Consider the following 18034-nt stretch of genomic DNA (forward strand, 5'->3'; position numbering starts at 1 on the left):
GGAGAGCGGCGATGCTGAGCGATAAAGACCGGATATTCACCAATCTCTACGGCCAGAATGACTGGCATCTTGCCGGAGCCCGTGCGCGCGGCGACTGGAATGATACGAAAGCGATCCTTGAGAAAGGCCGTGACGGGATCGTCGCGGAAATGAAGGCTTCCGGTCTGCGCGGACGAGGCGGAGCCGGATTTCCGACCGGGCTGAAATGGTCCTTCATGCCGAAAGGTGAAGGCCCACTCCCACGTTATCTCGTCATCAATGGTGATGAATCAGAGCCAGGAACCTGCAAGGATCGAGAAATCCTCCGGCACGAACCGCATAAGCTGATCGAGAGTGCGCTGATTGCGTCATTCGCGATGGGCGCTCATGCAGCCTACATCTACGTCCGTGGCGAGTTTTATAATGAGGCCCGCCATCTGCAGATCGCTGTCGATGAAGCCTACGAAGCCGGTCTGATCGGAAAAAATGCCGCCGGGACCGGGTGGGATTTCGATTTTTATATTCATCGCGGTGCCGGCGCATATATCTGCGGCGAAGAAACAGCCCTGCTGGAAAGCCTTGAGGGCAAGAAAGGGCAGCCGCGCATGAAGCCGCCCTTCCCTGCGGGTGCGGGTCTGTATGGCTGCCCGACGACGGTCAATAATGTCGAGAGCATTGCTGTGGCCTCGACGATCCTGCGGCGCGGTGGCGCGTGGTTTTCCGGACTGGGGCGCCCGAACAATGCCGGGTCCAAGCTCATGGCGATTTCCGGGCATGTAAATACACCCTGTGTGTTCGAGGAAGAGCTTGGCGTTCCGCTGAAAGAAATCATTGAGAAACATGGCGGCGGTGTCAGGGGCGGATGGGATAACCTTCTCGCCGTGATCCCCGGCGGGTGCTCGGTGCCTTTGCTGCCGAAAGACATCTGCGAGACCGTCCTGATGGATTATGACAGCCTGCGGGCCGAACGATCCGGGCTGGGTACGGCCTGCATGATCGTGATGGATAAATCCACCGACATCATACAGGCCATTGCCCGCTTCTCGAAGTTTTTCAAACATGAGAGTTGCGGACAGTGCACGCCATGTCGTGAAGGCACTGGCTGGATGATGCGGGTGATGAACCGCATGGTCGAAGGGCGCGCAGAAATCGAGGAAATCGATATGCTTGAGCAGGTTACGCGCCAGGTGGAAGGCCATACGATCTGTGCTCTGGGTGATGCGGCAGCCTGGCCGATTCAGGGGCTGATCCGTCACTTCCGGCCGCTCATGGAAGAGCGGATTCAGACCTATAAGCGATTACATGGCGGTGGCGTGCAGGTTCAGGTGCCTGCCGGCACGCCGGTTGTCACTCTGGCGGCGGAGTAAGGCTGATGGTCAACGTGATCGTCGACGGTATTCCGGTTAATGTTCCTGCCGGCTCCTCCGCGCTTCAGGCGTGCGAGGCGGCAGGTAAGGAAATTCCGCGTTTCTGCTTCCACGAGCGTCTGTCGGTTGCCGGCAACTGCCGCATGTGTCTCGTGGAAGTCGTGCGGGCGCCAAAGCCCGTGGCGTCCTGTGGTTTCCCGGTCGCTGAAGGAATGCAGATTAAGACAGACACGGAAGTCGTCCGGAAGGCGCGGCGGGCGGTGATGGAGTTCCTGCTGATCAACCATCCGCTCGACTGCCCGATCTGCGATCAGGGTGGTGAGTGCGATCTTCAGGATCAGGCTTATGGCTACGGCTCGGGCATTTCCCGCTATCACGAGGAAAAGCGGGCTGTCACCGACAAGAATCTCGGACCGCTGGTCAAGACGGTGATGACACGGTGCATTCAGTGCACCCGTTGCGTCCGCTTCTGCACGGAGATCGCCGGCACGCCCGAACTTGGCGCGGTCTCACGCGGTGAGAACATGGAAATCACCACCTATGTCGAGAAGGCACTGACCTCGGAGCTTTCCGGCAACCTGATCGATATCTGCCCGGTAGGCGCGCTGACCTCAAAGCCCGGAGCGTTTCAGGCACGGCCCTGGGAGATGAAGAAAACCGACGCCATCGACGTGATGGATGCCGTTGGAACCAACATTCAGATTCAGGTGCGGGGTGGCGAGGTCAAGCGGATCGTTCCGCGCGTTAATGACGACGTCAACGAAGAATGGCTGTCCGATAAAGGTCGCTTCTCTGTTGACGGCCTGAAACGTCGCAGGCTCGATCGTCCCTGGGTCCGGGTGCATGGAAAGTTGCAGCCAGTCTCCTGGCAGGATGCCTTTGTCGCGATCGCGCGGCGGCTCGACGGCGTGCCAGGTTCACGCATCGGCGCAATTGTTGGGGATCTCTGCGAAGCGGAGAGCATCATGGCGCTGCGCGATCTGATGCTGGCACTCGGATCGCCCAATCTCGATTGCCGTCAGGATGGCGCACAGTATGATACGTCCGACAGGTCGCGCTATGTGTTCGCAAGCGGCATTGCCGGCATTGACGAAGCGGATGCGCTGCTGGTGATCGGAGCAAACCCCCGGCACGACGCACCTGTGCTCAATGCCCGCATCCGCAAACGTTATCTTTCGACGGGGCGCGGTGGTTTCCCGATCGGCGTGATCGGGGACGTCGGTGCCGACCCCACCTGGGCTTATGAAAATCTCGGAGCCGGCCCGGAGACACTTCATGATCTCGTCGGTGGCTCTCATGCTTTCACAGAGATTCTGAAGACCGCGAAAAAGCCGATGATCATTATCGGTCAGGAAGCGCTGGTCCGCGAAGATGCCGGAGACGTGCTCGCGCTGTGTGCCCGGCTGGCGGAGAGCGTGGGAGCGGTTGCCGAAGGATGGAACGGTCTGAACATTCTGCATACAGCCGCTTCCCGCGTCGCCGCGCTGGATCTCGGTTTCCTGCCCCGGCAGGGCGGACGCAGCGTTCGCGGAATGCTGAGCGGCGGAGTCGATGTGCTATGGCTGCTGGGCGCCGACGAGTTCCCGGTCCATGCGATCGGTCCTGAGACATTTGTGATCTATCAGGGACATCATGGTGATGCCGGAGCCGCGCGGGCGGATGTGATCCTGCCGGGCGCGGCCTACACCGAGAAATCCGGAACCTGGGTGAACACGGAAGGGCGGGTGCAGCGAGGCTTTCAGGCGGTGTTCCCGCCAGGCGAAGCCCGCGAGGACTGGCGTATTCTGCGTGCGCTTTCCGAAGTCCTCGGGCACACGCTGCCTTATGACACACTGGAGGCCCTGCGTGAGCATCTGCACCTCGGTGCGAACGCCGTGCCAGGGCAGAGTGAGGCCGCAGGCGGTCAGGGCGGGCTCAATGCGCGTCCGTTCGTGCCGCTCACACAGGGATATTACCTGACAAATCCGATCAGCCGGGCGAGTCCGACGATGATTGAGTGTGCGCGTGTTCATGCGCCACGCACGGCTGTAGCGGCGGAGTAGGGACGTGGCGCATTTTTTCTTCGACACGATTGTCGGCCAGGTCATCCTGATCGTCCTTGAAGCACTGGCCGTTCTGGTGCCGCTGCTGATCGCAGTCGCCTATCTGACGCTGATGGAGCGTAAGGTCATGGCGGCGATGCAGATGCGTCGCGGACCGAACGTGAACGGCCTTTTCGGTCTCCTTCAGGCTTTCGCTGACGCGATCAAGATGATCACGAAAGAGACGATCATTCCGTCAGGCGCTAACCGGTTCCTGTTTCTCTTCGCGCCGTTCCTGACTTTCTCGCTGGCCATGATGGCCTGGGCCGTCATCCCGACCGGCAACGGTCTTGCGGTCGCGAACATCAATGTCGGCATTCTCTATCTGCTGGCGATCTCGTCCCTGGGTGTCTACGGCATGCTGATCGCCGGCTGGGCCTCGAACTCGAAATACGCTTTCCTCGGCGGCCTCCGGTCAGCCGCGCAGATGGTCTCATACGAAGTCTCAATCGGACTGGTGATCGTCTCCGTGCTGCTGGCGGTCGGCAGCCTGAACCTTAACGACATCATCCTGGCGCAGCGGCATGTCTGGTTCTGCGTCCCGATGTTCCCGATGTTCATCGTCTTCTTCATCTCGGCACTCGCCGAGACGAACCGGGCGCCGTTCGATCTGCCGGAAGGCGAGAGTGAACTCGTGGCGGGATTCTTCGTCGAATACTCGTCCCTGTCCTTCGGCCTCTTCTTCCTGGGCGAATACGCCAACATGATCCTCATGTCCGGCATGGTCAGCATCCTCTTCCTCGGAGGCTGGCTCCCACCGCTCGGAATCGCGCCGTTTACATGGATTCCGGGCCCGCTCTGGCTGATCGCAAAAATTCTTTTCTGTCTTTTCGTCTTCATCTGGACGCGCGCAACATTCCCTCGCTACCGCTATGACCAGCTTATGCGGCTGGGCTGGAAAGTCTTCCTGCCCGTCTCGCTGCTCTGGATGATCGCGACAGCCGGATTTCTGCTCGCAACCGGACTGTTGCCGCAGGGGGTAAGCTGATGGCCGGCATGGATCGCGCACTTAAGGCATTTCTGCTGACCGAGATCGTCTCCGGCATGGCCGCGACGTTCAAAACGATGTTCAAACCGAAAGTGACCCTCAACTACCCGTACGAGAAGAGCCCGCTCTCGCCCCGCTTCCGCGGCGAGCACGCGCTGAGGCGCTATCCGAACGGAGAAGAGCGTTGCATCGCCTGCAAGCTTTGCGAAGCAGCCTGCCCGGCGGAAGCCATCACCATCGAGTCCGAGCCGCGGGATGACGGATCACGTCGCACCACGCGCTACGATATCGATATGACGAAATGCATCTATTGCGGTCTCTGCGAGGAGGCCTGCCCGGTGGATGCGATTGTCGAGGGACCGAACTACGAGTTCGCCACCGAGACACGCGAGGAGCTGATGTACAACAAGGACAAGCTTCTCTCCAACGGAGACCGCTGGGAGAGCGTGCTGGCGCGGAGGCTCGAACTTGATGCGCCTTATCGCTGAGCAACCTCCTGTCATGAACAGTCAGTCCCGTGCGGCGTATCCCGCATCTGTCGCCCTGAAGGATTCCGTCCTTCGTCACGGAGGAGAGCCGGGATGATCCAGCTGGTTTTCTACGTCTTCGCCACCGTGCTCGTCGCGTCCGCCGCGATGGTCATCAGCGCGCGCAATCCGGTTCATTCGGTGCTGTTCCTGATCCTCGGATTCTTCAACGCGGCCGGACTGTTTCTCATCGCCGGGGCCGAGTTCCTGGCGATGATCCTGGTCATCGTCTATGTCGGCGCCGTGGCGGTCCTGTTCCTGTTCGTCGTGATGATGCTCGACATCGACTTTACGAAGATGCGCGAAGGATTGCAGCGTTATGCGCCATTTGGCGCGGCTGTCGGCTGCGTGCTGTTCGCGGAACTCGTGATGGCCGGCCTGCACTGGGTCACATCGCCCGTGACGCCGGCGCCGATCACGGGTGGCCTCGGCGAACCGGGCGGCCCGATGACCAATACGTCAGCGCTCGGCACCCTGATCTACACGCATTACATCCTGCTGTTTCAGCTCTGCGGCCTGATCCTGCTCGTCGCGATGATCGGCGCGATCACACTCACCCTCCGCGAGAAGCCAACAGGGCGCCGTCAGATCATCGGCAAACAGCATGACCGCATGCGGGCCGATACCCTTGAGATGCTCGACCTGCCGCTCGGCAACGGCACAAATGCCAATGGCGGCTTCCTGCGCCCGCCGGGCTCTTATTATGACACCGCCGTCCCCGGTTCGTACGGGATTCCGCCCTCTGACAGCCGGGCATCTGAAAACGGGGAAGGAGTGCCGAAATGAATTCCGCGATCGCCCAGATCGGGCTCGGACCCTTTCTGACCGTCAGCGCGGCACTGCTGGTGCTCGGTGTGTTCGGTATTTTTCTCAACCGGAAAAACATCATCATCATCATGATGTCGATGGAACTGATCCTGCTCTCCGCGAATCTCAATTTTGTCGCGTTTTCAGGAGCGCTTGGTGACCTGTCCGGTCAGGTGATGGTGCTGTTCACCCTGACCATCGCGGCGGCCGAGGCCGCGATCGGGCTCGCCATCCTCACTGTCTATTTCCGCAACCGTGGCTCGATTCAGGTCGACGACGTTGCGACGATGAAGGGCTGAGCGGATATGCAGGCGGCACTGATCCTTTTCGCAATCGCCGTGCTGGCGCCTCTGGGCGGCGCGGCGATTGCCGGGCTGACCGGACGGCGCATCGGCGACGGGCCGGCGCAGGCCATCACCATTCTCTTCATGGGCGTGGCGACGCTGTGCAGCTACGGCGCGCTGCTGGGCGGCATGACAGCAGGCGGAATGCCCGGTGTCGTGCTCCTGGCACACTGGGTCGATGCCGGTTCCTTCCATGCGAACTGGGCGTTCCGGTTCGATACGCTGTCAGTCACGATGACGGCGATGGTGCTGACCGTCTCGCTGCTCGTCCATATCTACAGCCTCGGTTACATGGCGCACGATTCCATGCCGCGTTACCGCTTCTTCTCGTATCTCTCGCTCTTCACCTTCGCCATGCTGATGCTGGTGTCGTCAAATGATCTCATCCAGCTCTTCTTTGGCTGGGAAGGCGTCGGTCTCGCGAGTTATCTGCTGATTGGCTACTGGTATAACAAGCCGAGTGCTTCAGCCGCGGCAATCAAGGCCTTCGTGGTCAACCGCATTGCCGATCTGTTTTTCCTTGTCGGCATCGGCCTGATCTTCGTGACCTTCGGCACGGTGCAGTATGATGACATCTTCGCCATGGTGCCGGACCAGGTCAACACTGGCTATCAGCTCTTCGGCTCCACACATTCCATCATTGAAATCATCGCGACGCTGCTGTTCATCGGCGCGATGGGTAAGTCGGCCCAGCTGTTCCTGCACACCTGGCTTCCTGACGCCATGGAAGGCCCGACGCCAGTCTCCGCCCTCATCCACGCAGCCACCATGGTTACTGCCGGCGTGTTCCTGATGGCCCGCATGTCGCCGCTGGTGGAATTTGCTCCCGATACGCGGATCTTCATCGTTCTGATTGGCGCGACGACGTGTTTCTTCGCCGCCACGGTGGGAATGGTGCAGCCGGACATCAAGCGGACAATCGCTTACTCAACCTGTTCCCAGCTTGGGTACATGTTCATGGCCATCGGCGTCGGCGCCTACCAGGCCGCCGCGTTCCACCTCACGACTCATGCGTTCTTCAAGGCACTGCTGTTCCTTGGCGCAGGCTGCGTGATCCATGCCGTGCATGATGAGCAGAATATGTTCCGCATGGGCGGGCTGTGGAAGAAGATCCCCGTCACCTATGCAATGATGTGGATCGGCAGCCTTGCCCTCGCAGGTGTATTCCCCTTCGCCGGCTACTGGTCGAAGGACGCGATCCTGAACGCGGCCTGGGTCTCGCATAGCACGGCGGGCACCTATGGCTGGGTCATGGGCACAGTCACCGCGTTCATCACGGCGCTCTATAGCTGGCGCCTGATTTTCCTCGTGTTCCATGGTCAGCCGCGTGATGCGCATCTTCACGAAGGAGCGCATGAGAGCCCTCCGGTCATGCTCGTGCCGGTCGTGCTGCTGTCGCTCGGCGCAATTGTGGCCGGTGTCGTGCTGGCGCCGTTCTATATCGGTGGCAGACAGGTCGCTTTCTGGGGTGGCGCAATCTTTAATGCCCCCGGAAACACCGTGATGGCCTCGCTCGAGGACGTGCCGATGCTGATCGGTCTGATGCCGAGCATTGTCGGCCTGCTCGGAATTGGCGCCGCCTATGTGCTCTACATCGCCCGGCCGGAACTGCCGGCGACACTCGCCTCGTCCTTCCGCCCGGCCTACCTGTTCCTGCTCAATAAATGGTATTTCGACGAACTGTATGACCACATCTTCGTCCGCCCGTACCGTGCGATTGCCCGGTCACTATGGAAGGGTGTCGATGAAGGTGTGGTTGAAAAAGTCCCTGTCGAGCTGGCCCGCGTCACATGGGGCGGCGCGGTTGCTGCAACGCGGACCCAGACCGGCTCGATCGCCGTCTATGCGCTGACGATGCTGGTCGGGCTCGTGGTTCTGGTGACGACGGTGGTGTTCTTCCAATGACAGGTTTTCAGAAGAGTTTTGACGCAGCCATCGGGGAGAACGGGCGATGAACTGGATACTCGGCCTGCCTGAACTGGTGCTGGCGGTCAGCGCTCTTGTCATCCTTGCAGCAGGCGTGCTGCAAAAAAAGGACGAGGCGTTTCTGCCCTGTGCGATGCTCAGTATCGCGGCCTTCGTGGTGACCGGCTTTCTGGTGGTCAGGGCGCCTGACGGCATTGCCTATAATGGCATGCTCGTTGTCGATGCGTTCTCGCGTTTCATCAAAGTGCTCGCCCTTATCGGTGGCGTGGCCGCGATCGCGCTATCGATCGGCTATTCAGACGGGCGACGCCAGCTGCCGTTCGAAATGCCGGTCCTCGTGCTGTTCTCCACGCTCGGCGCAATGGTCATGGCCTCTTCTTCCAATCTCATGACGCTCTTCGTCGGGCTCGAACTGTCCTCCCTTTCGATCTATATCCTATGCGCAATCGAGCGCGACCGGCTGGGGGCTGCTGAAGCGGGGCTGAAGTATTTCATCCTGGGCTCGCTGGCTTCCGGTCTGCTGCTCTATGGCATGTCGCTGGTCTACGGTTATGCCGGGACGATGGACTATGCACCGATCGCGGCGGAGATTAACGGAACCGGCGTCGTGCCGCTCGGACTGATGATCGGAACAGTGTTCATCATCGTCGGCCTGGCGTTCAAACTGTCCGCCGTGCCGTTCCATATGTGGACGCCGGATGTCTATCAGGGCGCACCCACCCCGGTGACGGCTTATATGGCCGGCGCGCCGAAATTCGCGGCATTCGCGCTTATCCTGCGTGTCATGAGCGGGCCGTTCGGAGCGATGTCACCACGCTGGCAGATGCTGATCGAGGTCATCGCGGCGCTGTCGATGCTGTTCGGCTCCTTCGCCGCCATCCCACAGCACAATATCAAGCGTCTGATGGCCTATTCCTCGATCGGTCACATGGGCTACGCCATGATGGGCCTGGCCGCGGCCTCTCCCGCCGGGACCACCGGCACGCTGGTCTATCTCGCCGCCTATCTGGTGATGAACGCCGGCACGTTCGGTGTGATCGCGGCAATGCGTCGTCGTGGCCATGAAGTGACCGGGATTTCGGACCTGGCGGGCCTGGGACGGAACAATCCCGGCCTCGCACTGGTTCTGGCGATCTGCATGTTCAGCATGATCGGCGTGCCGCCAATGGCCGGGTTCTTCGGCAAGTTCATGGTGTTCGCGGCCGCCTGGAATGCAGGGCTGTATCCGCTCGTCGCCGTGGGCGCTGTCTCGGCTGTCGTGGGAGCGTTCTATTATCTGCGGGTCGTGAAGGTGATTTACTTCGATCCCGCCGCCGCGCCCTTTGACAAAACTGCTCCTTCTGTTTCGTTCGTATCTGTTGCGATGGGGCTGGCGACCGTGCTCTTCCTGATCGGCCTTGGCCCCATCAGCACGGCGGCGCAGGCCGCTGCCCAGGCACTCATTGGCCAGGGCTGAATCGTCTCTGACCAGGGAGCACACCGGAGCATCGGAGGCCCCGGCGTGGCGTTTCGAGTGTTACGACGAACTGCCCTCCACATCCGACGCCTGTATTGAGCGGGCGCAGCACGGCGAGGCTGAAGGACTTGCCGTGCTGGCACTCAGCCAGACCCGGGCGCGCGGAAGCCGGGGACGCATCTGGGCGGACCCCGGTGACAGTCTGGCGCTTTCCGTTCTGCTGCGGCCGGATGCAGCGGAGCAGGTGAGCAACACCGCCTGGGCGTTCATCGCGGCGCTGGCGTTTTATGATGGTCTGGCCAGCGGGGCTCTCACGCCCCGTTTGCGGATCAAATGGCCGAATGACATCCTGCTCGACGGACGCAAGCTCGGCGGGCTGCTCGTCGAGATCAATGGCGCGCCCGCGGACCATGTGGTGATCGGTTTTGGTGCCAATCTGGCCCGCTCGCCCCGGATCGAAGGTCGTCATCTGGCCTGTCTGGCAGAGCATGCGTCATTGTGCGATCCGCGTGCCGTTGCCCCGCGCATCCTGCATTATCTGACTCACTGGCGAGCCGTTTTTCGTCAGCGCGGTTTCGCCGCGATCCGGGTGGCCTGGCTCGCCCGTTCGCTGCCTGTGGGCTCGGCCCTTGTAGTCAGTGACGGAAAAACCTATTCTCATGGTCTGTTCACAGGTATCGGTGAAGACGGGGAGCTGCTTCTTGATCGTGGAGGGAAGCTGGAACGCCTTGTCACCGGTGAGATTTTTTATGGTGATTTCCCGGTGAAGAAAATGGAAGCCGATCGTGCTTCTGGTCGTTGATGCCGGCAATACGAACGTTGTCTTTGCTGTCCATGACGGTGAAAAATGGCGCGGATCGTGGCGCATTTCGATGCAGACGCAGCGAACAAGTGACGAATATGCCGTCTGGCTGCGCACGCTGCTTGAGATTGAAGGTCTGTCGGCCGCGGATGTGAATGCGGCCGTTATCGGCACAGTGGTGCCGGCGGCGCTCTATCATCTTCGGCAGGTCTGCCGGCGATATTTTGATGTGGAGCCGCTGATCGCCTCGCCCCGGCTCGACTGGGGATTCCGGATCGATCTCGATAATCCGGGAGAGGTCGGCGTGGACCGCCTGCTCAACGGGCTGGCCGCGCATCGTATGTATGGTGGCCCGCTGATCGTGATCGATTTCGGGACGGCGACGACATTTGATGTCGTCGGCGGTGATGGAAGTTATCGTGGCGGCGTTATCGCACCGGGGATCAATCTCTCGGTGGAAGCGTTGCACAGTGCGGCAGCCCGGCTGCCGCGAATTGGTGTAGGTCGCCCGGAGGGCGGCCTGGTGATTGGACGTAACACGAATGCCGCCATGCGGTCAGGTGTGTTCTGGGGGTATATCGGTCTGGTTGAGGGGATCGTCGAGAGGATCAGACGGGAATTCGGGGCGCCGATGAAGGTGCTTGCGACCGGCGGTCTGGCTCCGCTCTTCTCGGAGGGGACAACTGTGTTCGAGCATATCGACCCGCAACTGACGATCAATGGACTGCGCTTTCTGGCCGGGAGAAACCCCGAGCCGATTCTGAGCAATGACAGAGACCATTCAATAGAAGGATAATATTAAGAAATGACAGAAAAGGACGGCGGTCTGGCCTTTCTGCCTCTCGGCGGAACGGGTGAGATCGGCATGAATCTCAACCTCTACAGGTTGGGTGACACATGGCTTGCGATTGACTGCGGGATCGGGTTTTCAGGCAACGACACGCCTGAAGCCGAAATCCTCACGCCAGACCCGACATTCATCATGGAGCGACGGGACAAACTCGCCGGTCTGGTGATCACGCACGCGCATGAAGATCATATCGGCGCGGTGGCCCATCTCTGGACCCGGCTCCAGTGCCCGGTCTATGCGACGCCGTTTGCCAGCGTTGTTCTGCGTCGCAAGCTGGGTGAAGCCCGGCTGGATCAGAAGGTCAAAATCCACACGATCAGATGCGGCGGACGGTTCAATGTCGGCCCGTTCGACATCGAGTTCATCCCGGTCACGCATTCAGTGCCCGAAGCCCAGGCCCTCGCAATCCGCACGCCGCATGGCACGATCCTGCACACGGGTGACTGGAAGCTCGACCCGACGCCGCTTGTCGGGCCGCCAACCGATATCGAACGTCTCCGCGAGATCGGTGACGAGGGTGTTCTGGCCCTCGTCGGCGACAGCACGAATGTGATGACCCAGGGACCGTCCCGCTCCGAGGCGGAAGTCCGTGAGGGCATGACGGCGCTGATCGGCTCTCTTAAGGGACGCATCGCCGTCACCTGCTTCGCGTCCAACGTCGCACGCGTCGAGACCATCGCCATGGCGGCGCAGGCCGCAGGACGCACCGTCGTTCTCGTCGGTCGTTCGCTGCGCAATCTCGATGTCGCGGCCCGCGAATGCGGCTATCTTTCCGGCGTGCTGCCCTTCCTGTCCGAACAGGAAGTCAATGACCTGCCGGATGACCAGGTCGTGATGATCATCACGGGCAGCCAGGGCGAACCCCGTTCGGCACTGTCCCGCATCGCGTCCGACGTACATCCGAATGTGGCGCTGGGCGAAGGCGATACGGTCATTTATTCCAGCCGTATGATCCCGGGTAATGAGCGCGCCATCATGCAGGTGCAGGATAACCTCACGCGGCGTGGCGTGACAGTGCTGACCGATCGTGACGCGATGGTCCATTGCTCCGGCCATGCAACCGGTGACGACGTCAGGACGATGTATGATCTCGTCCGGCCGCAATACTCCGTGCCGACGCATGGTGAGTGGCGTCATCTGACTGCTCACGCGGCACTTGCTCAGGAAAAGGGCATCGCGGCGATCCTGCTTGAGGATGGTGACATCCTGAATCTGGCGCCAGGCACCGTCGAGGTGGTCGATACCGCGCCGACAGGGCGTCTGGCCGTGGACGGCAACAGGTTGCTGGCAATGAACGGCGATGTCCTCGCTGCACGCCGCAAGATGCTCTTCAACGGCATTGTCCTGGCCAGCTTCGCGGTTGATGACGAAGGCTATGTCATCGGTGAGCCGAAGGTGAGCGCGCCGGGGCTTCTCGACGCGGAAGAGCCGGAAAGTATCCGGGTCCGTGAGGAATTCGCCAACGCCATCGACGAGATCCCTGATGAACTGCGGATGGACGACCAGTCCTTCCGTGAGGCCGCGAAAACTGCCCTGCGCCGTGCGCTGGGGCGGAAAATCCAGAAGCGTCCCCTCGTGGATGTGCATGTGCTGCGCGTGTAAGCGCGGCACAACAGAAAACGGCGGACCGGGAAACCGGACCGCCGCTCTCTTTAGTTTGTCTATTTTTCTTATTCTTATTTGAGATAAATCTATCATCGCCAGACCAGGACGCAAGCCGCCCTGCGATCACAAGCCGGTGTGCGTTCCGGCGGGTCTGCGCGCTTGCATCCGGAGCCATCGTGAGAGATAGGCGGGTGGCGAGTCTGGTGCTGTCCGGCAGTCTCTGTCAGGCAGCATGATCTGCGGAATCAGACCGGTTCGTGCTGGTCATGATCGATATGCCGACGCATTGTGCCGTGCGTATCTTCACTTCCGCCAGACGCTTCCATCTGACCGGTTGCGGCCGGTTCGTTTTCAGGGACGAGAATCTCCATCATGCGCCTGTCACGCAGTTTTCTGCCGACTCTCAAGGAAACACCCTCCGACGCCCAGATCGCGTCGCACAGGCTGATGCTGAGGGCCGGCCTGATCCGTCAGACGGCCTCAGGAATTTACGCCTGGCTCCCGGCGGGACTGCGGGTGCTGCGCAATGTCGCGCAGATCGTCCGGGAAGAGCAGGACGCGGTCGGCGCACAGGAAGTGCTGATGCCCACACTTCAGTCGGCGGATCTGTGGAAACGCTCCGGTCGCTACGACGCTTACGGTCCGGAAATGCTCCGCGTCCGTGATCGCCATGAACGGGATCTGCTCTACGGGCCAACCAACGAGGAGGTGATCACCGATCTCTTCGGCCAGGGCGTGAAATCCTACAAGGAACTGCCGCAGGTCCTCTATCAGATCCAGTGGAAATTCCGCGACGAAGTCCGCCCCCGCTTCGGCGTGATGCGCGGCCGCGAATTCCTGATGAAGGACGCCTACAGCTTCGATATCAGCTACGAAGCCGCAGTGGACACCTATCGCCGGATGATGCTGGCCTACCTCCGCACCTTCCAGCGCCTCGGCGTCCGCGCCGTGCCCATGGTCGCCGATACCGGCCCGATCGGCGGCGATCTGAGCCACGAATTCCTCATCCTCGCCCCGACCGGCGAAAGCGGCGTGTTCTATGACGGCGCGCTGGATACGCTCGACTGGCTGGGCGAGCCGGTCGATGTCGACAACAGCGCCTCGCTGGATAAGTTCTTCTCAAACGTGACGTCCTATTACGCTGCGACCGACGAAAAGCACGATGACGCTGCCTGGGCCAGTGTGCCCGAAGCCCGTCGCCGGGAAGGACGCGGCATTGAAGTCGGTCACATCTTCTATTTCGGCACCAAATACACGAAGTCGATGGACATCACCGTCGCCGGGCCGGACAGCACATCAATCCATCCCGAAATGGGGTCGTACGGCATCGGCGTGTCCCGCCTTGTCGGCGCGATCATCGAGGCCAGCCATGATGACGCCGGAATCATCTGGCCCGAAAGCGTGGCGCCGTTCAAAGCCGTCATCATCAATCTGAAGGTCGGCGACGCAACCTGTGACGCTCTGTGCGAGCAACTCTATGCCGCCGCCCCCGAACAGTTCCTCTACGATGACCGCACGGACCGTGCCGGTGCAAAATTCGCCGACGCCGACCTGATGGGACATCCCTGGCAATTCATCGTCGGCCCGCGTGGCGCGAAGGAACAGAAGGTGGAACTGAAGCAGCGCGCCACAGGCGAGCGCTTTGAACTGCCGGTTGCCGAAGCGCTGGCGAAAGTGCTCGGTCACTGATGTTCGGATCGTTCGAGCGCGCCGTTGCCGGTCGCTATCTGAGAGCACGCAAAGGCGAGCGTTTTGTCTCGGTCATCGCGATTTTCTCGCTGGTCGGCATCGCGCTCGGCGTGGCGACGCTCATCATCGTCATGGCGGTGATGAACGGGTTCCGCTCCGATCTCATGGGGCGCATCCTCGGACTGAACGGTGATCTCACGCTCTACGGCGTGACCCGTTCGATCACGGAGTATGATGACCTCGCCGGAAAAGTTCGCAAAGTGCCAGGCGTTGTCAGCGCCACACCGCTGCTGGAAGGACAGGTGCTGCTCAGCGCCGGCCCATACAGCGCGGGCGGCATCGTCCATGGCATGACACGCCGGGGACTGCAGGATCTCAAAGCGGTCAGTTCTTCGATCATCGCCGGCTCGCTCGATGATTTTCAGGGTGATGACGCGGTCGCCATCGGTGTGACACTGGCGGATCGGGCCGGGCTGGTGATCGGGTCGAAAATCACGCTCGTCTCCCCGAACGGCGCCGCAACAGCCTTCGGGACGATGCCCCGTGTGCGCGCCTACCGGGTGGTTGCGATCTTCGATGCCGGCGTGAATGATTATAACGCCGGCTATGTGTTTCTGCCGCTTCCTGCTGCACAGGTCTATTTTCAGAAGCCGAATGCCGTCTCGCAGATCGTCGTGATGACCGCGAACGCGGACAATGTGCAGCCCGTGACACGCGCGATCGAACGGACGCTGGCTGATCCGCGTATCCGGGTTCTGGACTGGACGAACAGCAACAACGCGTTCTTCGGCGCGGTCCAGGTCGAGCAGAACGTGATGTTCCTGATCCTGACGCTCATCATCCTCGTCGCGGCCTTCAACGTGATCTCGTCGCTCATCATGATGGTGAAGGACAAGACAGTGGACATCGCCGTCCTGCGAACCCTCGGTGCGACCCGGGGCGCGATCATGCGCATCTTCCTGATGTGCGGCGCCTCCGTCGGCGTCACAGGCACACTTCTGGGCACGCTCATCGGTGTTGTCTTCTGTGAGAACATCGAACGGATCAGGCAGCTTCTTCAGAAAATAACCGGCACCAACCTGTTTAACCCGGAAGTGTATTATCTGGAGCATCTGCCGGCGAAGCTGGTCTGGGGACAGGTTCTTGAAGTGATCACCATGGCGCTCGTCCTGTCCCTGCTCGCCACGCTCTACCCCTCATGGCGTGCAGCCCGGACAGACCCGGTGGAGGCACTGCGTCATGGCTGAAGCAACCACCGGAAAGACCGTTCTGCAACTGCGCGATGTGGCGCGGTCCTATGTCAGTGGCGACGAGACGCTGCACGTCCTGCGCGATACCAGCTTCTCGCTGCATGCGGGTGAGATCGTGGCACTCGTCGCACCGTCGGGAACGGGGAAATCGACCCTGCTGCATATCGCCGGCCTGCTGGACCGGCCCGATGCCGGTTCCGTCGAGATCATCGGGCGCGATTCCGGACGGCTGGCCGATAACGACCGCACGGCAATCCGCTGTTCGGAAATCGGCTTCGTCTATCAGTTTCATCATTTGCTCGGAGAGTTCACGGCACGTGAAAACGTCATGCTGCCTCAGATGATCGCAAAGAAATCTCAGCACATCGCCCGCGAGCGAGCAGAAAATCTGCTCAGCCTGTTCGGCCTGGGCCACCGGCTGGATCATCTCCCCGGCAAACTCTCCGGCGGTGAGCAGCAGCGTGTGGCGATCGCCCGCGCGCTCGCCAATGAGCCCTCTTTGCTTCTGGCAGACGAGCCAACCGGCAACCTCGATGTCAAAACCGCCGCCACGGTCTTCGATGAGTTGTTGCGGGCCGCCCGGAGTTCCGGTCTGGCGGCGCTGATCGCGACCCATAATGACGAACTGGCCGCCCGGATGGATCGCGTGGTAACACTGCGTGACGGCATGCTGGTGGAACTCTGACGGAAAGGAGATCCGGCCATGCCGTTCATGCGGACCGATCTGTGGCGCTGCGCCGCAGTGCATGCGCCGATCGGGGAACTGGTGTCCGCCGGAACCCTGGAAGGACAGCGGATCACCTGGCTGAACGACACCCGGTCTTTCCGGTTCCTGGCTGATCCGTTCGGCATCTGGCGTGACGGAATCCTGCATGTTTTCGCCGAAGCTTATGATTATCGCGACAGACGGGGCCGGATCGATCATCTTGCATTCGACTCTGACCTGACTCTCCTCGGCCGCGGCACCGTTCTGAACCCGCCCTGGCATTTGTCCTATCCCGTCATCATTGAGGATGATGGAGAGATTTTCATGCTTCCGGAGGCATGGAATACAGGAACGTTGCAGCTCTACCGGGCTGTTTCCTTTCCGCACCACTGGGAGCCGGTCGCTGACTGGTCTTTTCCTGTCGCGGCGATCGATGCCTCTCCGGTCCGATATGGTGGCCTGTGGTGGATGTTCTTTTCGCCGCCGGGCAACAAAGCGGAAAGACAGTCCGTGCTGTGCGCGGCCTGGGCGGAAAAACTGACAGGGCCATGGCATCTGCATCCCGGCAACCCGCTGCGGCGCAATCCGGCGTCGTCACGACCGGGCGGAACACCGGTCGTGACCAGCGCCGGCATTGTTCTGCCGACCCAGGACTGCACACATACCTATGGTGGCGCGCTTTCGCTGCTGACCATCACCGATCCCACGCCCGACAGATTTCAGGCGACGGTCACAGGACATATCACAGCCCCCTCATCCTGCGCACCGTGGAGACAGGGTCTTCACACACTCTCCGGCGCGGGACCGATAACCATTATCGACGCCAAGCGCATCAGTCTTTCTCCTGCCCGGCATCTTTTCGATGCGCGCAGGGCATTAACGCACCGTTCCGGTAAAATCTGATCCGGAAACGATCCGTTACGTCTGTTCCCCACACAGTCGCATTCCTGGGACAGCAATACTGTCCTCACTGATCGCCGGAGGCCGGGCTGTTTTGTCCCGCCGGGAATGCTGTGGGGAGAAACAGGCGTGCCGTTTTTTGTAGGTTTCATGGGGCTTGTATCGGGAGGCCCGTCAGCGCTCGCCGATGAGGTGAGCGCAGGAGGATATGCGCGGCTGCCCGTCAGCTTCACGTCACCCGGAGACGGCCGCCGGACAGTCGCTGTCTCTTCCGCTTACAGTTTCGGGCTGGCGACGGAAGACTGGGGCCTTGTGACGGGTCTCGCTCTTTATGCCACTCTCACACCGGGTGGATCACCGGTTGCAACATGGTCGGTACAGCCGGTCACCGTCAGCGCAGGACATACCTACACTGTTCCCGTGGGCGCGCTCTCGCTTCTGATCGAAACACAGCAGGTTTTCGCCGAGGGCGACGTTCTTGGTGTGAGCGCGGAAGGCGCCGGGATCATTGCCGGTCAGACACTGTCTGTCGTGGACGGCGTTGTAATCCCCGTTTGCGGCGGAGACAGCGATTCCGGCTCTCTCACCATTGCGCAGCTGAACACGGCGCTGGTGCAGCTGATGCAAAGCCTGCCGCAGGATGATCCGGGTGACGGACAATCGCTGTGGGTCAATTCAAATCTTCTGGCAATCTCTCAGAAATCATGAACGTTCCGGCGCATTTTGCCGCGATAGTCTGTTTCTGAATACGATATCG

Annotated in this window: 17 protein-coding genes; 16 read left to right on the forward strand and 1 reads right to left on the reverse strand. The window is 60.9% G+C overall.

Annotated elements, in window-relative coordinates; all coding sequences use genetic code 11:
- Nucleotides 1-11: 11 nt before the first annotated feature.
- The 11 genes from nuoF (at nucleotide 12) to GOB85_RS05220 (ending at nucleotide 12729) form a co-directional block, all read left to right on the forward strand.
- Nucleotides 12-1346, forward strand: coding sequence for an NADH-quinone oxidoreductase subunit NuoF (gene nuoF / locus GOB85_RS05170; protein ID WP_173576567.1), 1335 nt, complete (start codon nucleotides 12-14; stop codon nucleotides 1344-1346).
- 5 nt (nucleotides 1347-1351) lie between these two features.
- A complete protein-coding gene (gene nuoG / locus GOB85_RS05175) occupies nucleotides 1352-3388 on the forward strand; it encodes an NADH-quinone oxidoreductase subunit NuoG (protein WP_173576566.1) in 2037 nt (678 codons plus the stop codon).
- A gap of 4 nt (nucleotides 3389-3392) precedes the next feature.
- Nucleotides 3393-4415: an NADH-quinone oxidoreductase subunit NuoH gene (gene nuoH / locus GOB85_RS05180; RefSeq protein ID WP_173576565.1), complete on the forward strand. Its 1023-nt coding sequence runs from the start codon at nucleotides 3393-3395 to the stop codon at nucleotides 4413-4415.
- Nucleotides 4415-4903: an NADH-quinone oxidoreductase subunit NuoI gene (gene nuoI, locus GOB85_RS05185; RefSeq protein ID WP_173576564.1), complete on the forward strand. Its 489-nt coding sequence runs from the start codon at nucleotides 4415-4417 to the stop codon at nucleotides 4901-4903. The genes nuoH and nuoI overlap by 1 nt, the downstream gene beginning before the upstream one ends.
- A gap of 93 nt (nucleotides 4904-4996) precedes the next feature.
- Entirely contained in the window at nucleotides 4997-5728 is a 732-nt protein-coding gene (locus GOB85_RS05190; RefSeq protein ID WP_173576563.1) for an NADH-quinone oxidoreductase subunit J, read from the forward strand.
- Complete coding sequence (nuoK, locus tag GOB85_RS05195) at nucleotides 5725-6048, forward strand: NADH-quinone oxidoreductase subunit NuoK (RefSeq protein ID WP_173576562.1); 324 nt, start codon at nucleotides 5725-5727, stop codon at nucleotides 6046-6048. The genes GOB85_RS05190 and nuoK overlap by 4 nt, the downstream gene beginning before the upstream one ends.
- Before the next feature lie 6 nt (nucleotides 6049-6054).
- Nucleotides 6055-7998, forward strand: coding sequence for an NADH-quinone oxidoreductase subunit L (gene nuoL, locus GOB85_RS05200; protein ID WP_173576561.1), 1944 nt, complete (start codon nucleotides 6055-6057; stop codon nucleotides 7996-7998).
- A gap of 46 nt (nucleotides 7999-8044) precedes the next feature.
- Nucleotides 8045-9475: an NADH-quinone oxidoreductase subunit NuoN gene (nuoN, locus tag GOB85_RS05205; protein WP_173576560.1), complete on the forward strand. Its 1431-nt coding sequence runs from the start codon at nucleotides 8045-8047 to the stop codon at nucleotides 9473-9475.
- Complete coding sequence (locus GOB85_RS05210) at nucleotides 9462-10277, forward strand: biotin--[acetyl-CoA-carboxylase] ligase (RefSeq protein WP_242011305.1); 816 nt, start codon at nucleotides 9462-9464, stop codon at nucleotides 10275-10277. Before nuoN ends, GOB85_RS05210 begins: the two co-directional genes overlap by 14 nt.
- Entirely contained in the window at nucleotides 10261-11073 is an 813-nt protein-coding gene (locus GOB85_RS05215; RefSeq protein WP_173576559.1) for a type III pantothenate kinase, read from the forward strand. Before GOB85_RS05210 ends, GOB85_RS05215 begins: the two co-directional genes overlap by 17 nt.
- 9 nt (nucleotides 11074-11082) lie before the next feature.
- Entirely contained in the window at nucleotides 11083-12729 is a 1647-nt protein-coding gene (locus GOB85_RS05220; protein WP_173576558.1) for a ribonuclease J, read from the forward strand.
- Between the two features lie 248 nt (nucleotides 12730-12977).
- Here the strand turns inward: GOB85_RS05220 and GOB85_RS19565 are convergent, their stop codons facing one another.
- Nucleotides 12978-13106, reverse strand: a complete 129-nt coding sequence (locus GOB85_RS19565) for a hypothetical protein (RefSeq protein WP_277875853.1) — start codon at nucleotides 13104-13106, stop codon at nucleotides 12978-12980.
- Between GOB85_RS19565 and proS the strand changes: the two genes are divergently transcribed.
- From proS to GOB85_RS05245, 5 genes are all read left to right on the forward strand, one after another.
- Nucleotides 13105-14421 carry a proline--tRNA ligase gene (proS, locus tag GOB85_RS05225; protein ID WP_173576557.1) on the forward strand — a complete coding sequence of 439 codons (1317 nt, stop codon included), beginning with the start codon at nucleotides 13105-13107 and terminating at the stop codon, nucleotides 14419-14421. The two genes, GOB85_RS19565 and proS, sit on opposite strands and share 2 nt — an antisense overlap.
- Nucleotides 14421-15668, forward strand: coding sequence for a lipoprotein-releasing ABC transporter permease subunit (locus GOB85_RS05230; protein WP_173576556.1), 1248 nt, complete (start codon nucleotides 14421-14423; stop codon nucleotides 15666-15668). Before proS ends, GOB85_RS05230 begins: the two co-directional genes overlap by 1 nt.
- Nucleotides 15661-16356: an ABC transporter ATP-binding protein gene (locus GOB85_RS05235; RefSeq protein WP_173576555.1), complete on the forward strand. Its 696-nt coding sequence runs from the start codon at nucleotides 15661-15663 to the stop codon at nucleotides 16354-16356. Before GOB85_RS05230 ends, GOB85_RS05235 begins: the two co-directional genes overlap by 8 nt.
- Before the next feature lie 18 nt (nucleotides 16357-16374).
- Entirely contained in the window at nucleotides 16375-17280 is a 906-nt protein-coding gene (locus GOB85_RS05240) for a glucosamine inositolphosphorylceramide transferase family protein (protein ID WP_173576554.1), read from the forward strand.
- Nucleotides 17281-17406: 126 nt separating this feature from the next.
- Complete coding sequence (locus GOB85_RS05245) at nucleotides 17407-17985, forward strand: phage tail fiber protein (protein WP_173576553.1); 579 nt, start codon at nucleotides 17407-17409, stop codon at nucleotides 17983-17985.
- The last annotated feature ends 49 nt before the right edge of the window (nucleotides 17986-18034 follow it).

The sequence above is a fragment of the Acetobacter fallax genome (genome assembly GCF_011516735.1).
In the GTDB taxonomy this organism is placed as follows: Bacteria; Pseudomonadota; Alphaproteobacteria; order Acetobacterales; family Acetobacteraceae; genus Acetobacter; species Acetobacter fallax.